General features: G+C 29.5%; 11 protein-coding genes and 1 pseudogene (1 of these 12 running past the window's edge). 4 read left to right on the forward strand and 8 right to left on the reverse strand.

All coding sequences use genetic code 11. The features are described 5' to 3' along the window. Positions 1-1,162 carry the 5' portion of a methyl-accepting chemotaxis protein gene (locus F3K33_RS14790; protein WP_039771354.1) on the reverse strand. It extends 842 nt beyond the left edge of the window, so the window shows 1,162 of its 2,004 coding nt (coding positions 1-1,162); it begins with the start codon at positions 1,160-1,162; its stop codon lies off the left edge, out of view. Positions 1,163-1,857: 695 nt separating this feature from the next. On the opposite strand from F3K33_RS14790, the gene F3K33_RS14795 reads away from it, so the two are divergent. Continuing rightward, positions 1,858-3,876, forward strand: a complete 2,019-nt coding sequence (locus tag F3K33_RS14795; protein WP_039771356.1) for a Na+/H+ antiporter — start codon at positions 1,858-1,860, stop codon at positions 3,874-3,876. Positions 3,877-4,130: 254 nt separating this feature from the next. After that, entirely contained in the window at positions 4,131-5,183 is a 1,053-nt protein-coding gene (locus F3K33_RS14800; protein WP_039771358.1) for a galactose ABC transporter substrate-binding protein, read from the forward strand. 274 nt (positions 5,184-5,457) lie between these two features. Here the strand turns inward: F3K33_RS14800 and F3K33_RS14805 are convergent, their stop codons facing one another. From F3K33_RS14805 to F3K33_RS14825, 5 genes and pseudogenes are all read right to left on the reverse strand, one after another. Then, positions 5,458-6,186 carry an MORN repeat-containing protein gene (locus tag F3K33_RS14805; protein ID WP_051144826.1) on the reverse strand — a complete coding sequence of 243 codons (729 nt, stop codon included), beginning with the start codon at positions 6,184-6,186 and terminating at the stop codon, positions 5,458-5,460. Positions 6,187-6,626: 440 nt separating this feature from the next. Beyond that, a pseudogene (locus F3K33_RS14810) lies at positions 6,627-6,767 on the reverse strand (sulfide/dihydroorotate dehydrogenase-like FAD/NAD-binding protein); the annotation flags it as partial. 81 nt (positions 6,768-6,848) lie between these two features. Then, positions 6,849-7,904, reverse strand: a complete 1,056-nt coding sequence (locus F3K33_RS14815; protein ID WP_039771361.1) for an NAD(P)-dependent alcohol dehydrogenase — start codon at positions 7,902-7,904, stop codon at positions 6,849-6,851. Between the two features lie 356 nt (positions 7,905-8,260). Continuing rightward, on the reverse strand, positions 8,261-10,159 hold the full coding sequence (locus tag F3K33_RS14820; RefSeq protein ID WP_039771363.1) for a sigma-54-dependent Fis family transcriptional regulator: 1,899 nt from the start codon (positions 10,157-10,159) through the stop codon (positions 8,261-8,263). A 425-nt stretch (positions 10,160-10,584) separates the two neighbouring features. After that, positions 10,585-11,526, reverse strand: a complete 942-nt coding sequence (locus F3K33_RS14825; RefSeq protein WP_039771366.1) for an IS982 family transposase — start codon at positions 11,524-11,526, stop codon at positions 10,585-10,587. Positions 11,527-12,127: 601 nt separating this feature from the next. On the opposite strand from F3K33_RS14825, the gene F3K33_RS14830 reads away from it, so the two are divergent. Together F3K33_RS14830 and F3K33_RS14835 are read left to right on the forward strand one after the other, a co-directional pair. After that, positions 12,128-13,723, forward strand: a complete 1,596-nt coding sequence (locus tag F3K33_RS14830; protein WP_039771368.1) for an NHL repeat-containing protein — start codon at positions 12,128-12,130, stop codon at positions 13,721-13,723. 322 nt (positions 13,724-14,045) lie between these two features. After that, entirely contained in the window at positions 14,046-14,984 is a 939-nt protein-coding gene (locus tag F3K33_RS14835; RefSeq protein ID WP_039771370.1) for a transposase, read from the forward strand. Between the two features lie 87 nt (positions 14,985-15,071). On the opposite strand, the gene F3K33_RS14840 is transcribed toward F3K33_RS14835, so the two are convergent. Both F3K33_RS14840 and F3K33_RS14845 read right to left on the reverse strand, forming a co-directional pair. Next, the gene (locus tag F3K33_RS14840) at positions 15,072-18,164 is read right to left on the reverse strand and encodes an efflux RND transporter permease subunit (protein WP_039771371.1); all 3,093 of its coding nucleotides are present in this window, start codon (positions 18,162-18,164) and stop codon (positions 15,072-15,074) included. 12 nt (positions 18,165-18,176) lie between these two features. Continuing rightward, a complete protein-coding gene (locus tag F3K33_RS14845) occupies positions 18,177-19,439 on the reverse strand; it encodes an efflux RND transporter periplasmic adaptor subunit (RefSeq protein WP_039771373.1) in 1,263 nt (420 codons plus the stop codon). Between the last annotated feature and the right edge of the window lie 632 nt (positions 19,440-20,071).

The following is a 20,071-nucleotide window of genomic DNA, read 5'->3' on the forward strand; positions in this document are numbered from 1 at the left end:
TTGATGCTGTTACCTCTTCTGACATATTCGCTAGGTTTGACGATGTCTCTAATACTGTTTTAGATGATTCTGTAACATTTTCTATAAGCTTTGATATATTAGATATCATATCATTAAAAGATTGTGACAGTTCCATAAATTCATCTTTTGTAGATAAATTTATCGATGCAGTTAAATCTCCCTTTGAAGTTTTTTCAAATACTTCTTTTAACTTTTTAATATTTTGTGCTATACCTTTACTTAAAAATAATGATAGCATTATACAAATTATTAATATAACTAAAGATATGTATACTGTTGTCGCAAGTATTGAATTGGTATCATTAGTTACTTCTTTCTCATCAAGAGTAGCTACGACCTTCCATCCAGTAGTAGGGTTTGTCCCATATACTCCAAATTTCTTTGTATTATTAAATTCATATGTTAAGAATCCCGCATTATTATTTTTTACATCTTCCCAAAATGATTGCTTAGATGCTACATCTGTTCCAATTAAATCTTTATTCTTATGCGCTATCATATTTTTACCATCTATATCTGAAACAAATATATATCCGGTATTACCTATTTTCTTAGTTGATATCTTTTCTGTAATTGTATCTAAAGACACGTTCATTGCACATACTCCAACTAATTTCCCATCTTTTTCCACCGCCTTAGCTATAGCTACAACATTTTTCCCAGTTTGAGCACTTTTAAATGGTAAAGTTATTATAACTTGGTCTTTATGTTCTATTGCTTGCTTATACCAATCCCTATCACTAGCCTTATATCCATCTGGCATTTTCTCACTAGGATATATTTCAAATTTATCATCTATACTTGCAAAATATGTACTAAAGATATCGTTATCACTTTCCTTGACATCTTTTAACATACTAGCTATAGCTAAGTATGATTCATCTTTATCCGAATTAACAAAATTATAATTAGTTGATAATGCTTTAGTCATGCTTACAAACCCACTAAAATAGTTATCAATTCCATCATTTAATTCTAAAAGAGTTTGTTGACTTGTAAGTTTCAATTTTTGATTAAGAATCGATTTAGCTTGTTCATTGGCACCAAATCCAAGAATTATCAAAGGAATTAAGCATATTCCTAATAAACTCATAACAAGCTTGGTTCTAATACTTTTTAGTTTAATTTTCTTTAACTTCATTATTATTTCCCCTTTATCGCAAGTATATTAAATATTTATAAATATTGTTGTACAAAATTTTATTGTAAAGTAGTATTACTGTGTTATAAAAACAAAAAAGTCTCATTTCATAAATTTCACAAAATAAGACTCATTATAATTTTAATTATATTAACTTTTACCATCATTTAATCATATTGCCATTATATATGTAGTGTCTTTTATTGTCAATACTTATTATTTTTATCGAAAATTGTTAGAATTCATACTATTTGATTACCGATAAATGTTTTACTGTAAATTAGCAAATATTTTTTAATATATATTTTAATTCACAATGCACATTTCACAATTACAGCTAAAATTCTTGTAATATTTTTAGAATTATCATAAATGATTATTTTTGCAATATATATTCTAAAAAAATTAATTCATCAAAAGCCATCTCAATCTATAAAGCAATGCAAGTTAATTATCTGTTTCTTCAAAAGAACTTATTAAATCTCAGTACACAAAGTTTTCATCAATTTATTAATGCTAAAAAATATATAGGTACAATATAAAATTGCATCATTAAATTTCAGAAATAAATCTGTTACATAAACTCTCAGCAATTTAATATACTATAATTAGTGTATTTTCTGTCAGCCTATTAATTTTCACATTAAGTATTAATTATATGCTTTCACATAAATATTAAATAAGGAGGATTATATATGTTTACTTATATCTTAATATTATTAATTTGCATTTTACTATCAACTATAATAAGTAGATTTATACCTTCCTTATCAGTTCCTATTGTACAAATTGCGATTGGATCACTAATTGCAATAATACATTCAGAATTTAGTATTGAGCTGGATCCTCATACATTTCTAGTAATGTTTATTGCTCCCCTTCTTTTCCGTGATGGGAAAAATGCAGATAAAAGATCTCTATGGAAACAGAGAAGAAATATCCTTTTAATGGCACTAGCTTTAGTTATCGCAACTGTAATATTAGTTGGATTAATTATAAATAAGTTAATTCCATCTATTTCATTGCCTTCAGCTTTTGCACTTGCAGCTGCTTTATCTCCAACTGATTATGTTGCTGTCAGCGTACTTTCAAAAAAAATCTCACTTCCAAGGAAAGTACTTCATCTTATCGAAGGCGAAGGACTTATGAATGACGCATCAGGCCTAGTATCTTTTAAATTCGCATTAGCTGCAGCACTAACTGGAACATTCTCATTATTCGATGCAACTATAAGTTTTTTTATAGTCTCTATTGGGGGAATCATTGCAGGATTAGTTTTAGAGCATATTCTAATTAAGTTCGAGCTTTGGATAAGAAGTCTTGGAATGGAAGATATTACAGTTGAAATACTACTTCAAATTCTAACTCCATTTATAATATATCTTGTATCAGAGGAAGTATTTAAAGTCTCAGGTATATTAGCTGTGGTTGTAGCTGGAATGGTATATTCACTATCATCTAAAAAACTGAAGTTTAGAAATGCTAGACTAAATGCTGTATCAGAAAATACTTGGTCAGTTTTGGCCTACGTTCTAAATGGTCTTATATTTATAATAGTTGGATTGCAACTGCCAAATATAATTAAAATTGCTTTTTATGAAGCTACAATCAATAATTTTGAAGCTATCATTGATGTTTTATTAATAACATTATCCTTACTTACACTTAGATATCTATGGGTTTTATTTATGTATAAGTTTGGAGATAATGCCTGCAAAGCAGAAAAAAGAAGTGTTAAATTTCACGCTGCACTTTTAACTTCCCTTTCAGGAGTAAGAGGAGCTGTCACATTAGCTACAGTTCTTTCGATTCCTTTGGCATTAGAAAATGGTGAACCCTTTCCTGAGAGAACATTAATTTTATTTTTGTCCGTTGGGGTAATTCTAACTACACTTCTTATTACAACTTTCATATTACCCCTATTTGCTAACAAAAATATCCCTAAAGAGACCGATTATTTACAGATAATGAATAAAGCACAGATAAAAGTTTGGGCTAACACTATAAATAAATTAAAATTAGAAATTGATAATAAAAAGTACATTAATATGATTATAAGCGAGTATAAATATCGTATTCATCAATTAAAACGTGGAAATTCTTATTATAAGAACTGGAACAGGAGCAGCAAAGAGGAAAAGAAATGGATGCTTATATGTTTTAAAAAAGAAATTGAAAATACCAGAAAGATGTTACAAGAAAATAAGATAGATGAATCAACTGCATACTTCTATGAAAAATCAGTTAGAAATAAAATCAAATTAATGTCATCAGTTGAAGGTTTTTCGTTGATTTTCAAAGAGGCTTTAATGCGGATTTCTTCTTTAATTTTTAATATTAAAAAACTTAGGTATATATTAAGAGGAATTGAAAACAAAAAAAGAAGTGAACAACAATTAAAAGATTTGGCCATGAAAGACCTTTATTCTACTAATGCAAAATACTTAATTCAATATGTTAAATCTATCATTACTCCTGAAAATGAAGAAACGCTAAAGAAAATAATTTTATATTATCAAGGTGTCTATTGGGTTGCAAGCAAACCAATCTTAGGAAAAGCTAGCAAGTATGAAAAGAAAAAAATTCAAATTAAAGCAATGCAACTAGAAAGAAATACTATACAATCTTTATTTGAAAATGGAGATATAACTTGGAATATAGCATCTGAACTAAGAAAAAATCTAAATTATATTGAAAGTGATGTTTTAAGGTAATAGGCTTTTATTTTTATAAGCCTATTTTCTATTTTCTAGAAATTCATATTTAAGTTAAATCTATGAGAAGTTATTAGAGAGACTAATTCTGAAATCTACAGTTCCAGAGTCACCTACGATTTTTTATGTTATTTTACATTTAGTGTTGCACTTCTAATTCTAAAAAAAATGATTTCCATATAGTATAAATTTTTCATTGAGAGATAATCTAATATTGAATATTATAATTTGACAAGTGTGCACGGAGGATTAAAATGAAGATATTAAAAAAGATACTGTCTCTTACTTTCATATCTATATTTTTATTATATATTATTAGCCAAACTACATATGCTAGCCCGGATATTAGTTCTCAAGCTCCACTTAAAGTAGGTGTATTCTTAAATAGTTTTAGTGATCTATTTATTTCTAACGTAAAGAAAAACTTAGAGGATATTCAAAAACAAAATGAAAACAAAGTTCAATTTACTTTTTTTAATGCCAATGGAAATCAAGTTATTCAAAATGAAGATGTTGACAAAGCACTCAATGATAATTTTAATCTTCTTGTATTAAATCCTGTCAGCACTAATATGGATCAGCTTCAAGATACTCTTAATAAAGTAGCACAAAAGGACATTCCATTAATTTTATACTATGCAAAAACTAAACCAATAGTAAATTTTATAAAAAATTATCATAATTCTGTTATTATTGATACAGATGTTGATCAGTCTGGAATTATTCAAGGCAAAATCATAGTAGATACATGGAATGCTAATAAAGAAAATTTAGATAAAAATAAAGATAATATAATTCAATACATTATGTTAAAGGGCCCATCTAATAGTCCGGAAACAATTGAAAGAACTAAATATTCTATATTAACAATTAATGAAGCGGGAATAAAAACTCAAGAGCTTTTATCAATACCTTGCAATTGGGAAGAGGAATGTGGCAGAACTTCAATGGAATCAACTTTATTAACACTTGATGGTAAAATTGAAGCAATAATTTCTAATAATGATGCCATGGCAATAGGTGCCATTAAAACGCTCCAAAAATATGGTTATAATAAAGGTTATAACTCAAGAAACATTCCGATTGTTGGTATTGATGGTTTGCCAAAAGCTCAAGAATTAATTAATCAAGGTATTATGACAGGTACTGTTGTACAAGATTCACAAGCTCATGCTAATGCAATTTATACAATAGGAATGAATCTAATTTCTGGCAACAATCCTCTTAATGGTACCAATTATAAATTTGATGAAAGTGGAGTTACAATTAACATCCCTTATCAAGAATATAAACCACAAAAGCAGTAGCTGAATCACCTAGCTACTGCTTATAAAATTATTCCCTAGTTTTTTCTTCCATCAATTCTATAATTGAAGCACATAATAAACAAAAAATACTAAATATAAATTCTATTTTATACCAAATAACTCTAAGCTCCCATTCTGAGTACATATTCTTTAGAATATATATTCTGAACCATGTCTGTTAAGGGGTTAAGAATTGCATACAGTTTAAATTTTTGCTTTACAAAATCACTATATATAATATATCTTTAGATTTGAAACTATCTTTTTATGTATCTTATCCTTGGAATTCGCCATTTAAAAACTGCCCTTGCTTTTTTGTTCCATTTATCAAAATCAATGTGCCTGTCCCATCTTCTCTACCATGTTTGAATTCCCCTTCATATTTATTACCATTGGCATAAACTAATGTTCCTATTCCATTCATTTCTCCAGCCTTACACTTACCTTCGTACTTTGCACCATTTGCGTAATTAAATATACCTCTTCCTTCTATTTTATCATTTACAAATTCACCTTTATAGATATTGCCAGTAGAATAAGTTAGTTCCCCATTGCCTTCCATTTTTCCATTTTTAAATTCACCTACATACACATCACCATCTGTATATGCATATGTACCGCTTCCTTCCATTAATCCATTCTTGTATGAGCCTTCATATCTATCGCCATTAGGATTAGAATATATCCCTTTACCTTCCATTTCATCATTTGCAAACTCGCCTGTATATTTACAACCATTGGAATAAGTTAATGTACCTTTTCCTTCTCTTTTATTATTTTTAAATTCACCCACATATACATCACCATTTGCATAAGTATATGTTCCTACTCCGTCCTTCTTCTCACTCTTTATCTGTCCAACATATTTATCCCCATTAGAATAATCAATAGTCTTTTCTTTATTAGAATCACATGAAATAAGTAAACCTGAACCAAGTACAAGCAAAATTCCACTTATTATAATGGAAGAATAATTTCTTTTACTAAAAACACCACTTTTCATTTTATTACTCCTTTTTTCAATAACTGTCATTTTTATTTTCCATATTTTTTACATTAATAGCATTATAACATACTATGCTGACATTTTTCTACGGAACTTAAAATTCAAATTTGAGTCAAGTAAAAGTTGGCAAGAATTTTAATAGACCAGCTCATTTTTATGCCCTTCATCCTTTGAGCTAATACACCACAAAGATAGTTTATGTATTGAGTAGATGGTTTTGGCATCTACTTTATCATTTATATAGTATTCTTTACTATTTTTGCCTACTAAAATTATACTCTAACAAAATGCAATATTATATGAATTAAATGATAAAATAAACCCAACAGAAAAACTTATATTCTCTGTTGGGTTTATTTCCATAATTTATTTTATTCTTCTGTAAAATCAAATATAATGATACCTATATTTATCATTGTGGCACAAAAAAGACTATTTGTTGAAATTCCTAATTCCTTAGTTAACATAGAAGTAAATTTCATCATTATCATTGATCTAATAATAATTGCATGATCATATTTCTTAGCTTGATTATTAACTAATTTTTTAAGCATACCTGATCCAGTCCACTTAAATTCATTCTAACTGTTTTTGTTCCTTTTCCTACAGTTTTAAAAACTATAGTTACTGTTCCTTTTTCCTGATCATGATCTACTATGTTATAATATAACTACTGCTTTAATTAAGTCTTTTGGCTTGTCTTTCATTAATAGCAGAGCCTCTTCTATGTGTTCAAATCCATGATATACATGTGTAACTAATTTACTTAGATCAACACGATTATATACTACCATATCCCTTAACATTTCTGCTCTTAGACGCCCTCCTGGACAAAGACCTCCTTTTATAGTCTTGTGAGCCATTCCGCATCCCCATTCTACACGTGGTATTGGTAAAGTATCTCCACTTCCATGATAATTTATATTAGAAATTATTCCTCCTGGTTTAACCATAGATACTGCTTGGGCTAATGTTTCAGAACCACCGCCTGCCATAATTACTCGGTCAACGCCTTTTCCATTCGTTAATTTCATAACTTGATCAACTATATCACCATTTTTATAATTTACAATATCTGTTGCTCCGTAAAATTTTGCAACTTCAACACAAACCGGTCTACTCCCCACTCCAATTATTCTACCTGCTCCGCGTAATTTAGCACCTGCTATTCCCATTAAACCAACTGCTCCAATGCCAATTACCACAACACTTGAACCCATTTGAATATCTGCAAGTTCTGCTCCATGAAATCCAGTAGTCATCATATCTGTTATCATAACCGCATTTTCTAATGGCATGTCTTTTGGTAAAATTGCAAGATTCATATCCGCATCATTTACATGAAAGTATTCACCAAAAACTCCATCCTTGAAATTTGAAAATTTCCATCCTGCAAGCATACCATTTGAGTGCTGTTGAAAACCAGCTTGAACTTCTAAAGATCTCCAATCTGGAGTTGTACAAGGAACTATAACCCTATCACCAGTTTTAAAATCTTTCACTTCACTTCCTACTTCAACAACCTCACCTACAGCTTCATGCCCTAAAATCATATTCTTCCTATCTCCAAGAGCTCCCTCAAAAACAGTATGTATATCTGATGTGCACGGAGATACTGCTAATGGACGTACAATAGCATCATATGAACCAGCAACGGGCCTTTCTTTTTCAATCCATCCTAATTTATTGATACCTAGCATTGCAAAACCTTTCATAAAATATGTTCCTCCTTAAAAATATTCCTTTAATATCCTAAATACATTGTTAAAAAATTATTTTTTAGACCTAATTTAGTTTCATATATATACTTAAGCAAATATAATGCCAAGATATATTGCAAGGAACATATTACGATGCTTTAATTAATGATATTTAGCAATTCATCACTGTTTTCTCTAATAATATAGCTCTCTTTTTTTCATAACATTAATATTATTATTCATCTTTATTCAAAATACTGTTGTAAATTTCTACACTTTTATCTTTAATTACTGTTGGATTATTAAACACTGTTGCATTTTAATACAATTTTTATGTAATTAACTTGTTAAAAAAAAACGCATGAAAAAACTTATTTTACTTGTATATTGTATTTTTTCATTTTTGCATACATTGTACTCCTATTTATTCCTAGTATCCTGCATGATTTAGATACGTTTCCTTCACATTGATTAATACAAATTGAAATCGCTCTTTTTTCTAATTCTTCTAGTGAGCACATATCATATTCCAGTATTTCATTATTACAATAATTCAAATCTCTTTTTATCGTTTTATTTTCAAAACTAAAGGAAGTATTTCCATCCATGTTTACAATATTTTCAATACAATTTTCTAATTCTCTAACATTTCCTGGCCAATTATAATTTAAGAGTTTTTCATATATATTTTTCTGTATTTTTGGAATAGGCTTTCCTAATTTAGCAGCTTTTATTTTCAAGAAATGATCTATAAGAATTTCTATATCCTTAGCTCTCTCCCTTAAAGGTGGTACATATATTGGAATTACACTTAGTCTATAGTATAAATCATCTCTAAATGTTCCATTTTCTATTTCCTTTTTTAAGTTTTTGTTTGTAGCTGCAATAATTCTTACATCTACATTAATATATTTACTTCCACCAATCCTAGTAACAAATCCTTCTTGCAGAACTCTTAAAAGATTTACCTGCATATCTAATGGCATTTCACCTATTTCATCTAAAAATAAAGTTCCTCCATTTGCAAGTTCAAATTTTCCTGGACATCCACCTCTTTTAGCCCCCGTAAATGATCCTTCTTCATACCCAAAAAGCTCGCTTTCTATTAAACTTTTAGGTATAGCTCCACAGTTTATTGCCACAAAACTTTTATTTCTTCGATTACTATTGTTATGTATTGATTGAGCAATAAGTTCTTTCCCCGTTCCACTTTCTCCCTGAATAAGTACTGTAGAAGGGCTATTAGATATGCTCTTTATTTGTTCTTTCAATCTATGAACCTCTTCACTTTGGCCAATAATATCGTCAAATGTATACTTTGCTGTTCTGCTAATATATTTATTAACCAGATTATAGACGTTTTGAATATCTTTAAATATTCCTACCATCCCAGTAATATTAGAATTTTTATCTTTAATGGGGTATACATTTATATTGAACCTTTTCTTTTTATCCGAATATACAATTTCTTCATCCTCATATGATTGTCCATTCCTTAGTTGTTCAAGTATGTATTTCCAGTTATCTAAAACTGTGTCTACATTCCTATTTATAACCTCTTCCTCCTTCATGTGTAACATACCGCATGCGCTATTATTTATGGCTTTTATTATTCCTTTTGTATCTACCGCGAAAATTCCTAGATTTACTGAATTCATAATTTTATTTAAATATTGATATGTTTTAACTAATTCCTTTTGTGTGTTTTTAACTTTCAAATGATTTTCAATAGATTTTACTGCTGCCACTACAAGACCTAATGTATGTGGGTGAGCCAATTGACGGCGTCCAGTTAAATTAAGGCACCCAATTATATTTCCATCCTCGTCATGAACAACCGACGAGGAACAAGTCCATACCTGAAAAACTTTTATAAAATGCTCTTCTCCAGAAATTTGAAGAGAAATATTTTCAGCAATTGCAGTGCCAATTCCATTAGTGCCAGCACTTTTTTCGCTCATATCAGCTCCCTCAATAATGCCCATGTGAATTTGATCTCTAATTATATCTTGGTCACCAATAATAGTTAAAACTACTCCATTTTTATCCGTAAAATATAATGAAAAACCTGACCCTTTCAAAAAATTATATAGTATTTCCATAAATGGTCTGGCTATTTCTATTAATGACTTGTTTTTTTGTATAAGCACATTAAATTCTTCCCCCCTAAGAATTTTAGATGGACATGGTATATCCTTTTTTATACCATAATCATTACATCTTTTATGTGACTCCTTTATTATTTCATTATAAGTATATCTTCTGATCATCTAATATTCCCCCATACAGTTTTATTATATAAAAATTATAAAAACCTAATCTATTATATTGTTTTAAAAATTATATTTTCACGTCAAATACAAGCTTTTATTTGTTTATTTATCGCATCATAAGATATAGAAATCAGTAGTCAGATAATTAGTTACTACTACTATTATTATATTATGTATCTATTGATATAAAACAAATAAGGAGAATAAAGATTTCTCTCTACTCTCCTCATACTGGAATTCTTAAACAAATATTTAACCCATATTACCAATTGATATAATCAAATTATAGCATATTTTAACAAAAGCACAGCCTATTTTTTACATTAAATTTTTATTTATCTAAAGCGTTGTGCTAATTTTTGTATTGCAATTATTATAGTATAAAAATGCGCAAAATATCCTTGAGTAAAATTTAATAAATTTTAACCAAATGCAAGATGTTTAATTTGAGCTATATGAATAGTATTTCCTGTAATTGCATTTAGTACAAATGATATATTATGAGTAAGTATTTTTAGAGTAATTCTCAGCATTAACCCCCACTTTGACTTAGCTAGAACTCTTGCAATATTAAATTGGCCAGCTAATTGAGAAAAACTAGTTTCAACTCTCCGACGCGCTTTTGATAAAGCGTTACGAAGTCGTTTTTCTAGTGGTGTCTTACTATTTTTTCTCTTCAGCGATAAAAACAAGATTTCTTTTTCTTTAGCTAATGATACTTTAAGCTCATTACCGATGTATCCTTTATCAGCGAGTATCTTTATATTGGCGTTTGTTTGAATGAGTTCGAATACAGCATCTCTATCATCAGTATTAGCAGTCGTTAAAAGAAAATCTGTTATGAAACCATCAGTAGTAATTAAAGCGTGAAGTTTCAATCCAAAATAAGTTTCCTTTTTTGAAGCGCAATAACTATAAGTTGATATGTCCTTGAATAGTTTACTAAAGTAGGCTCTTCCGAATTTGCATACTGGGATAGGCATACTGTCAATAATTCTAGTATCTTCATCACTAAATATTGCCAGACTTGAAAAGTATCTTTGGATTTCTAAAATTACTTTGTATAAATTTCTTTTGGTTCTGTTAAATCTTGTTCTATCGCAAATATTAGGAAATAAATCTGAATAATTCTTTTTAACAAAATAGAACCAAGCTTTTTCAGAATCAATTGTAAGGGCTTCGCCTACGATACTAATTGTTATTATTTCTGAGTCTGAGAGCTTAGATTCAGAAATATTTCTTCTATTTTTGATGGATTCAGGAATTACTTCATTGTAAACATCATCGATTAACACAAAAGAAACTGTAAAAAAATCTTTTAAATTAGCAATTTTTTCAGTATTATAATAAGTGAACTCTAACATTTTAATCATCTCCTTATTATACTTTTAGTGTTAATTTAATTATAATTGGGATGATTAAATTTTGTTAGAGTTTTTCTTTATTAAATTTTAACTAGCACAACGCGTTTATCTATATTTATCCTGTCACTACAAGTAATCAATATTTCTAAAAAATAAAGAATTCAAGATTACAATGTCATTCAAATAGTTCCTTTCATTCTAAATATAAATATCTTTTAAATCTATCTCAAATATATTCTGAATTCAAGTAAATATTTGCATTTAGTAGCAATTTTCAAATATACATTACATAAAAAGATTGAAACTAAATTTTACAAAAAGTATATAGTTTTTAGCATAATATAACATATTTTTTAATTCTTTCTTGATTGAAAATTTTATTATTGATATAATAAGTCATTATCAAAAAATACCAAGTCAATCTGTCTGTACATTTTGTACTTGCTATTTTCTTTCATATTACTAAAGCTAATTTTAATAAAATAAATTTAAATCTACTCAATACATATCTAAAAAGCCATATTATGAATATATATAAAAACATAATTTAAAATTGAGGCTATTTGCATTGAGGATTTTTTAACATTATGGAGGTAATAAAATGACATATATAGCTATTCTTTTGGTTGTATTAAAATCTCACCCAGTGCTGAGTATTTGGGGATGCATTCTTTTTGTTATCATTAGTCAGTTTGCTTTCCCCAAAAGAGCCAGATTCCATTTAGCAAAATTTTCTATAATCTTTTTTGTGATTATTATTGCTAATATTTTTGTAGGACATTTTTTCACCAATATCATTATTGACAATTTTGGTAAAAAAGGGGAAGCTATGATTTTAGATAATTCGCCAACATCAGACCAATATAATAATGAAAGAGTCTATCGTTATAATGTTATGATTAAGCCAGAGAATGATGGCAATGCTATTTCAACTTACTTTTTATCCTCAGATTTTAATATTGTTCATAACGATTCACTTAATAGATACTCCTATCCTTCAACTGGAGTCAAGTTTAATGTAAAGTATATAAAAGCTTATCCAAAAGCTTTTGTTATTATAGCCAATGATGATAGTGAATATGGCAGACAACTTCAGATTAATAAGTATTCATCAGAAAAATCTAAGATAGAGAACCAACTAAAGATGGATCCTGAAAACTCTGATCTTAAAGAAAAACTTAAAGAATTGGACAATAAAATTCAATCTATTATTGATAGCAATAGTGGTAATACTAGTGAAAACGCAACAAAGCTTCAGCTTAATAATTATTTATTAGAAAGATCTAATATAGAAGATCAATTAAAACTGGATCCTGAAAACTCTACTCTCAAGAAAAAGCTTGAAGAGTTAAATATAAAAATTCTTTCTATTAATAACAGTAATTTTGCTGGAGAATTAGTCGCTATATTTGGCGGAAAAGGTACAGATTCTGGAAAATTAAATGACACAAGATATATTACAGTAGATTCTGATAATAATGTTTGGATAGCAGATTACACTGATGGGAGGATTCAGCAGTTTAATAACTCTGGTGAATTCATTAAGATGATTCAAATAAATGGAGATAAAAATGATTCCAAACTGATTAAAGGACTATCTGCAGATATGAATGGAAATTTATACGTCTCTTCTGGCAGCACGATTCAAAAATACAAAACAGCTGACGGTAGTTTATCCTCAACTTTTAAGGGAAATGATTATTATGGACCTTTAGCAGTTGATAAGGATAATAATATATATTTGCTAACTTCTTCAGCAACAGAAAACACATTATTTAAGCTAAACTCTGATGGAGCAATACTTGCTCGTTTTAATAATATTATAAAGAAAGCTAATAAAGATGATCCAGGTATGAATGCTGACTTGGCATTAGATGGTTCTGGTAATATTTATATCTTTAGTGAATATAGCAAAAAGATATATGTATATAATTCTAATGGAGATTTCATTAAATATTTAGATTTAGAACTTAATAATGAAGATACCAACATTGAGACAATTTCTATAGATAATAGCGATAATTTATATGTAAAAAGTTTTAATGGAAATTATAAATTTGACCTTAATGGCAATTTACTTAACATTTTGCCTGATAAAAATTACTATAGTACTGATGTGGATTCGAACGGAAATATTTATATGTCAGATAATGATGATATATTTGAATATAATCTAAATAATCCTACACAGGAATAAAGGATTGACTGGCCAGAATGCTCTTTAAGTAATTTTTAATTATCTTTAATGAATATTTCTCAATGTTCTGCAAATAATATAGTTGTTCAGACTCAAACACAAAAAGAGATAGCAATTCCCCCATTCTCCCTGCTATCTCTTTTCTATATATTAAATTCTATTTTTTATCTTAATTCCCCAAACAATTCAAAGCTTTGCTTTCTATTAAATGAATTTTAGGTTGTTGAGTAAACAAAATTTGTAAAAAGTAAATAAGCCATTCCTTTGTGATATAATAATTTCGCTAAAAACCAAATCACATCACACAAGGAATGACTTAAATATGATTATATCACGAAAGATTAAAACTGAAAATGATAATTATAAGATTTTTGAAGCTGTTAAAATTGCATTTGCTAAATTAAATTCTAATAGTAAAAATGCTAAAGGCCGACCACGTAAGTACTCAGATGAGCAAATAGTTGCCTGCATGTTATATGGTGTTAAACATAGTATATTCAGTCTGAGAGAACTTGAATACGAAATAAAAAAAGATTATGTGTTTCAATCTATAATTGATCTTAATGAAATACCTGATTATTCTACCTTTTCGTTAAGAGCTAAGAATTTAGAGAAACATATATATTATGGTATTTATGCTATGTTTGTTGAACTTATTAACCCAGAAACTAGACTATGCGCAATTGATGCTACTGCCTTAAGAAGTTCAAAATACGATAGCGAAGCTAAATCCGGCAAAGGTACACGTCTGGGATATTATAAAGGTTACAAGTTACACTGCATTGCAACGGTTACTGATACTATTATTCCTCTAGTTTTTAGTTTAACAACAGCTAATGTTTACGATAATCAAGTTCAGGATTTACTATATGACGCTAAAAATTATAATCCATTTTTAATACTTGCTGATGCAGCATATGACTCAGTTGAATGGTTTGAAATTGCTGCAAAACTAGAATTTAATTTATTAGCTGATATAAATATGCGTAAAGCTAAAAGCATTGAGGCGTTCATTGATAAACGATATGAAAATGCTTTATTTTTAGAATCTCCTATCGGAGCGAACCTATATAAAAATAGATTGAAAATAGAGCAATTATTCTCAGTTTTAAAAGGTTTATATAATTTAGAAAATCCAAGGCTCTATGGGCAAGCACGATACGAACGTCATATAAAATGGGTTTTATTAGCCTATTTAATAGAGGAATTTAATAAAAAACAGCAGGGAATAAAATCGAGAAAATATCCTTGGAATCTTTGATTCCTAAGAATATTTTCTTAAATAACTATTTGTAAAAATTAGTTATTCAACAACCTAGAATTTGAATAATCTCTTTTATCTTTCACTTTATAAACTTATATTTCCATTCATATCTTCTGTTCCTTGTGATTCTTTAGAATGAATCTTTTTTCTAAACTTTCTTTTCAAATCATCAAAAACTGTATACATGATTGGTACTACAAATAATGTTAAAATTGTAGAAGTAACTAATCCACCAATTACAGCTTCTGCCATTGGTGCACGCATTTCAGAACCCATACCCTTAGATACGGCAAGAGGAATCATTCCAAAGATCATAGCTAAAGTAGTCATAACTATTGGTCGCAATCTTATTAACCCTGATTGCTTGATAGCCTCTTCTCTTTCCATGCCTTCATTAATCCTTTGTTTAGCAGCATCTATAAGCAATATTCCATTCTTTGCAACTAACCCCATAAGCATTATTATTCCTATAATAGACATTAAACTTAATTGAGTTTTGCAAACAAATAAGCCTAAAACAGCTCCAATGATTGCAAGTGGCAAAGAGAATAGTATAGATATAGGATCAACAAAGCTTTCAAACTGCGCTGCCATAACTAAATATAAGAATAATGCAGCCATAGCCATTGCTTGTTCTAAACTTCCAAGGCTGCTTGTCATAGATCCCCCAGCTCCTCCTAAAGATACTGAAATACCTTCTGGCATATTCATTTGAGTTTGAATCTTTTTCATGAAGGTATTCATGAAAGTACCTGAAGCTGAACCCGAAATATTACAAGAGATCTGCAATTCTGCAAGTCTATCATATCTAGTCAATTGTGCTGACGCTGTTTCAAAAACCTCGTCCGTTACTTCTGATAGCGGAACAAGCTTATTATTTGAACCTGAAACATAAACTTGTTTAAGATTGTCAAGACTTGCACGTTGATCTTTTTGTAAATACAATACTACGTCATCTCTATTTTTTCCATCATCATATTTAGTTACAGTCGTACCACTAAATAAAGTCTTTAACGTAGTCGCAGCATCCGAACTGCTTACTCCTAAATCTGCCGCTTTATCGCGATTAACTTCTAAAGCTATTTCTGGAAGACCTGATTTATCATTACTACTTATTTCTCTTACCCCAGACTCTTTAGCCAATTCTTCTTTTACTTTTTGTCCAAAAGCTTGAAGCTCTTCCCTATTGTCTCCAACAAGCTCAAAAGTAGCATCTTTTGATGATCTTCCACCACTTGCCATAGAGGCAGCTGCTACTGACACTTGTGCTCCTGGTATGTTCTGTAGATTTCCACTAAGTTTTCTAGCGAAATCTCTTGAATTTTCTTTACGTTTGTTTTTGTCTGTTAGTTCTATTTTAATTGATGAACTATTTTTTGAAACAGTAGTATACATACCACTGACTTCTGGATATTTCTTAATAATACTTTCAATTTGTTTAGCTTTTTCTGATGCATTATCTAATGTTATACCTGAATCAAAATTTGCACTTACAGTCACTTGATTATTATCTGTTGATGGCATCATAGTAAATCCAAGAGATGAAATAAGTGTAAGACTTCCTGCAAACATAACTCCTGCAACTATTATAATTATTAGTCTATGATGAAGAGACATAACTAAAAGCCTTGAATACTTATGCGCTAAGATATCAAACTTACTATTAAATCCCTTAAAGAATTTGCTAAGAATATTTTCTTTCTTATTTCTTTTTAGTCTTAGCATTTTAGATGACAGCATAGGCACAAGAGTGAAGGATATAAATAATGAAACTGCCATACTAAATACAACTGTAAGTCCAAATTGAAAGAAGTATCTTCCAATTGTTCCACTTACCATTGATACTGGTAAGAATACAGAGATAACAGCTGATGTTGTAGCTATTACGGCAAAGCCTATTTCAGAAGTTGCTTCTCTAGCTGCTTCTCTTGGTGATTTTCCCATATGCAAATGCCGCACAATGTTTTCTATAACAACTATAGCATCATCTATTAAAAGTCCTACTGCAACTGATAATGCCATTAAAGTCATTGTATTTAGAGAAAAAGCTTTTACTTTCATGCAAACAAAAGTTGTTATTATTGAAATTGGAAGTGTTGTTGCACTTATAAGGGTACTTTCCCATTCATTTAAAAATAAGAATACTATGACAACTGCTAGTATACAACCATCCCTCATAGTTTCTAAAACACTATCTATAGTGCTTTGTATTGATACTGAGTCATCACTTACAATATCAACATGTACCCCTTTTGGTAAAGAGGATTTAAGCTTAGTCAATGTCTTTTTTACATCATCTGCCAATTGAACAGTATTTGAACCAGATTGCTTAACTATATCAATACCAATTGCTGGCTTTCCATCGTAATATGCATAACTGCTTCTATCTGCAACTCCGTCTTCAACTTCTGCAATATCTTTTACTCTAATTTCTGTACCATTTTTATTCGCTATTAAAATATTTTTAAAATCATCTACTTTTTTTATCTTGCTGCTTATTTTAACAGAAATCTCATTATCTTTATCAGTAATCTTACCTGTAGATTGGTCTACATTATCTTTTTTAATGGCATTTGATACATCAGTTGTTGCAAGTCCATACTTTAAAAGCTTATTATTATCTAACTTTATATGGATTTCTCTTGTATCTTCACCAGATATATTTACTGACCCAATACCAGACACTGTGTACAGTTTCTTTTCAATATTATCAACAACATCTGATAATTGTTGGTTATCATCTAGTCCGTAAACAGCAACAGATAAAATTGATGTTGCTGATGAATCGAATTTAGAAATAATAGGTGTATCTATGTCACTTGGTAATCCCCTAATACTTGAAACTTTATCTCTAACTTCTTGCGCTGCAACTTCTGGATCCTTATCTAAATCGAATTGTATATTAGTCCTTGAACTTCCTTCTGTCACAGTTGATGTTATATGACTAACTCCTGAAATTTTTCCAACCGCATCTTCTACAGTTTTTGTAACATTTGTCTCTATATCTGTTGGAGATCCTCCTGTTTCTGTAATCGAAACTGAAACTGATGCATTCTCAGCTTCTGGCATGTCATTAACAACTAATCTTTCATAACATACCATACCCACAATCGCAAAAACTAACATGATAACTGTTATAAATACTGGTCTTTTAATACTAACATTTGCTATATTCACCTATGGTCCCTCCTACTTAGAAGTTGTGTCTTCTGTGCTGTCATCTTGCTTTACTACTGCATCTACTTCACTACCGTCTTGCAGTGTACTTGTATTTGAACAGATTATTTGATCTCCATCTTTAATGCCGGAAGTTATTTCTACATTATTACCATTAGTTTCCCCGATAGTAACTTTAGTTTTCTTAGACGTTCCATTATCATTAATAAAAACATAATAGTCCCCTTCATTTCCCACTAAAACATTAACTGGTACAGTGATTATTTCATTGTTTTGATCACTTACAAGCGTCACCTTTCCATAAATGCCTGGCAATAAAGACTTATCACTGTTATCTATTTTAACTTTGCAGTTAAATACCCTTGAAGTTGGATCCGCTGCTGCATCAATAGTTTGTATTGTTCCATTATGAGTTTGGTCACTTCCTTCAACTATAACGGTAGCTGCCTGTCCTATTTTTACTTCACTTATTTTTTCTTGTGGTACCTGTATTGTTGCATATACGGATGATATATCATTAACAATTGCAAGAGCTGTACCTGTAGATGCCATTTGCCCAATATTCATACTTTTACCACTTATTACTCCACTTATCGGTGCTTTAATTACTATGTTAGCTAAATCACTTTGGTTTTTAGCTAACGCTACCTTCTGTGCTTCTAAATTTGCTTTTGATGTTTCAATACTTGCCTGTGAACTTTGAATACTTGCATTTCCTGAATCATAATCAGCCTTAGCTGAGTTTAAAGTTTTTTCCGCTACTTGAAGATCTGTTTGTGATATGGCTCCACCATCAAATAATGTTTTTTGTCTTTCGTAATTACGCTGAGCATCATCTAAATTAATTTTATATTTTTCCAGGGCTACCTGGGATACATTTAATGATTGCTCAGCTACTTCTACTTGTTTCTCATTTACAGCTATTTGAGCTTGCGCAGTCTTTATACTATTTTGTATATCTTGGTCATCTAAAGTTGCTATTGTATCACCCGCATTTACATATTGTCCATTTTCAACTGATACGGAAACAATTTTCGCTGCTATTTTACTTGTTACTGTACCTTGTTGAACAGCCTCTAAACTAGCCTTGTATGTACCTCCTGTATTTTTTTCTACTGTTTTAGCTGTCTGTACTTCTACTGATGTTTTGCTTGCAACTGCTTGAGTTGGTTTGCCTTTTGCACTTGCTGATAACCTACTTTTAAGTGAAATCGCCCCTCCTACCACAACTGCGATAATCACAGCATACACAACTATTTTTTTTACGTTTTTCATTTTGATCCTCCTCTATTTGCAACATCATATATTCGCTTTTCTTATATACTTACTTGTACATCCCCTTTTGCTTCCACTCCTCTTAAATGCTCCTATAGGATAATTTTCATTTTTGCTCATGTTTATTAAACTTCTGAGAATTTAACATTTAACTTATCTATAATTCTTAGAAGTATAATTTTATCTAATCCCATTGTCATTAGTCATATTTCCATATTATGTAGAATTCTATTAATCTAGGCATCTATGTATATTTTTTCATATCTTTATAAACAATTTCTAAACTTTTTTAGATTTTAAAATATAATCTAAAATTAACGATATAATTTTCAAGATAAAAACTGAAATGGCTACCCCACGCTCTCTTTTAATCATTTTTTTGCAGGTTAGACTCATATTATTTATCTATTTATTTATATAACTACTTTTAAGAGCACAAACGTTTCGCTCCCTTCTAGTATTATAAATACTAGAAAATAAAAAGATCTTAGATTAATAAATTTATTATTATCCTAAGATCTTTTCTTAATTTTATAGATGTATAATTTAAACATTCAACTTTTTAAATAAACATATTTAAAAATTTGCCAAAACTTCAACCCTACATATTCATTAGAAATTATAACTTAAAT

The organism is Clostridium beijerinckii, from assembly GCF_008705175.1.
In the GTDB taxonomy this organism is placed as follows: domain Bacteria; phylum Bacillota; class Clostridia; order Clostridiales; family Clostridiaceae; genus Clostridium; species Clostridium beijerinckii.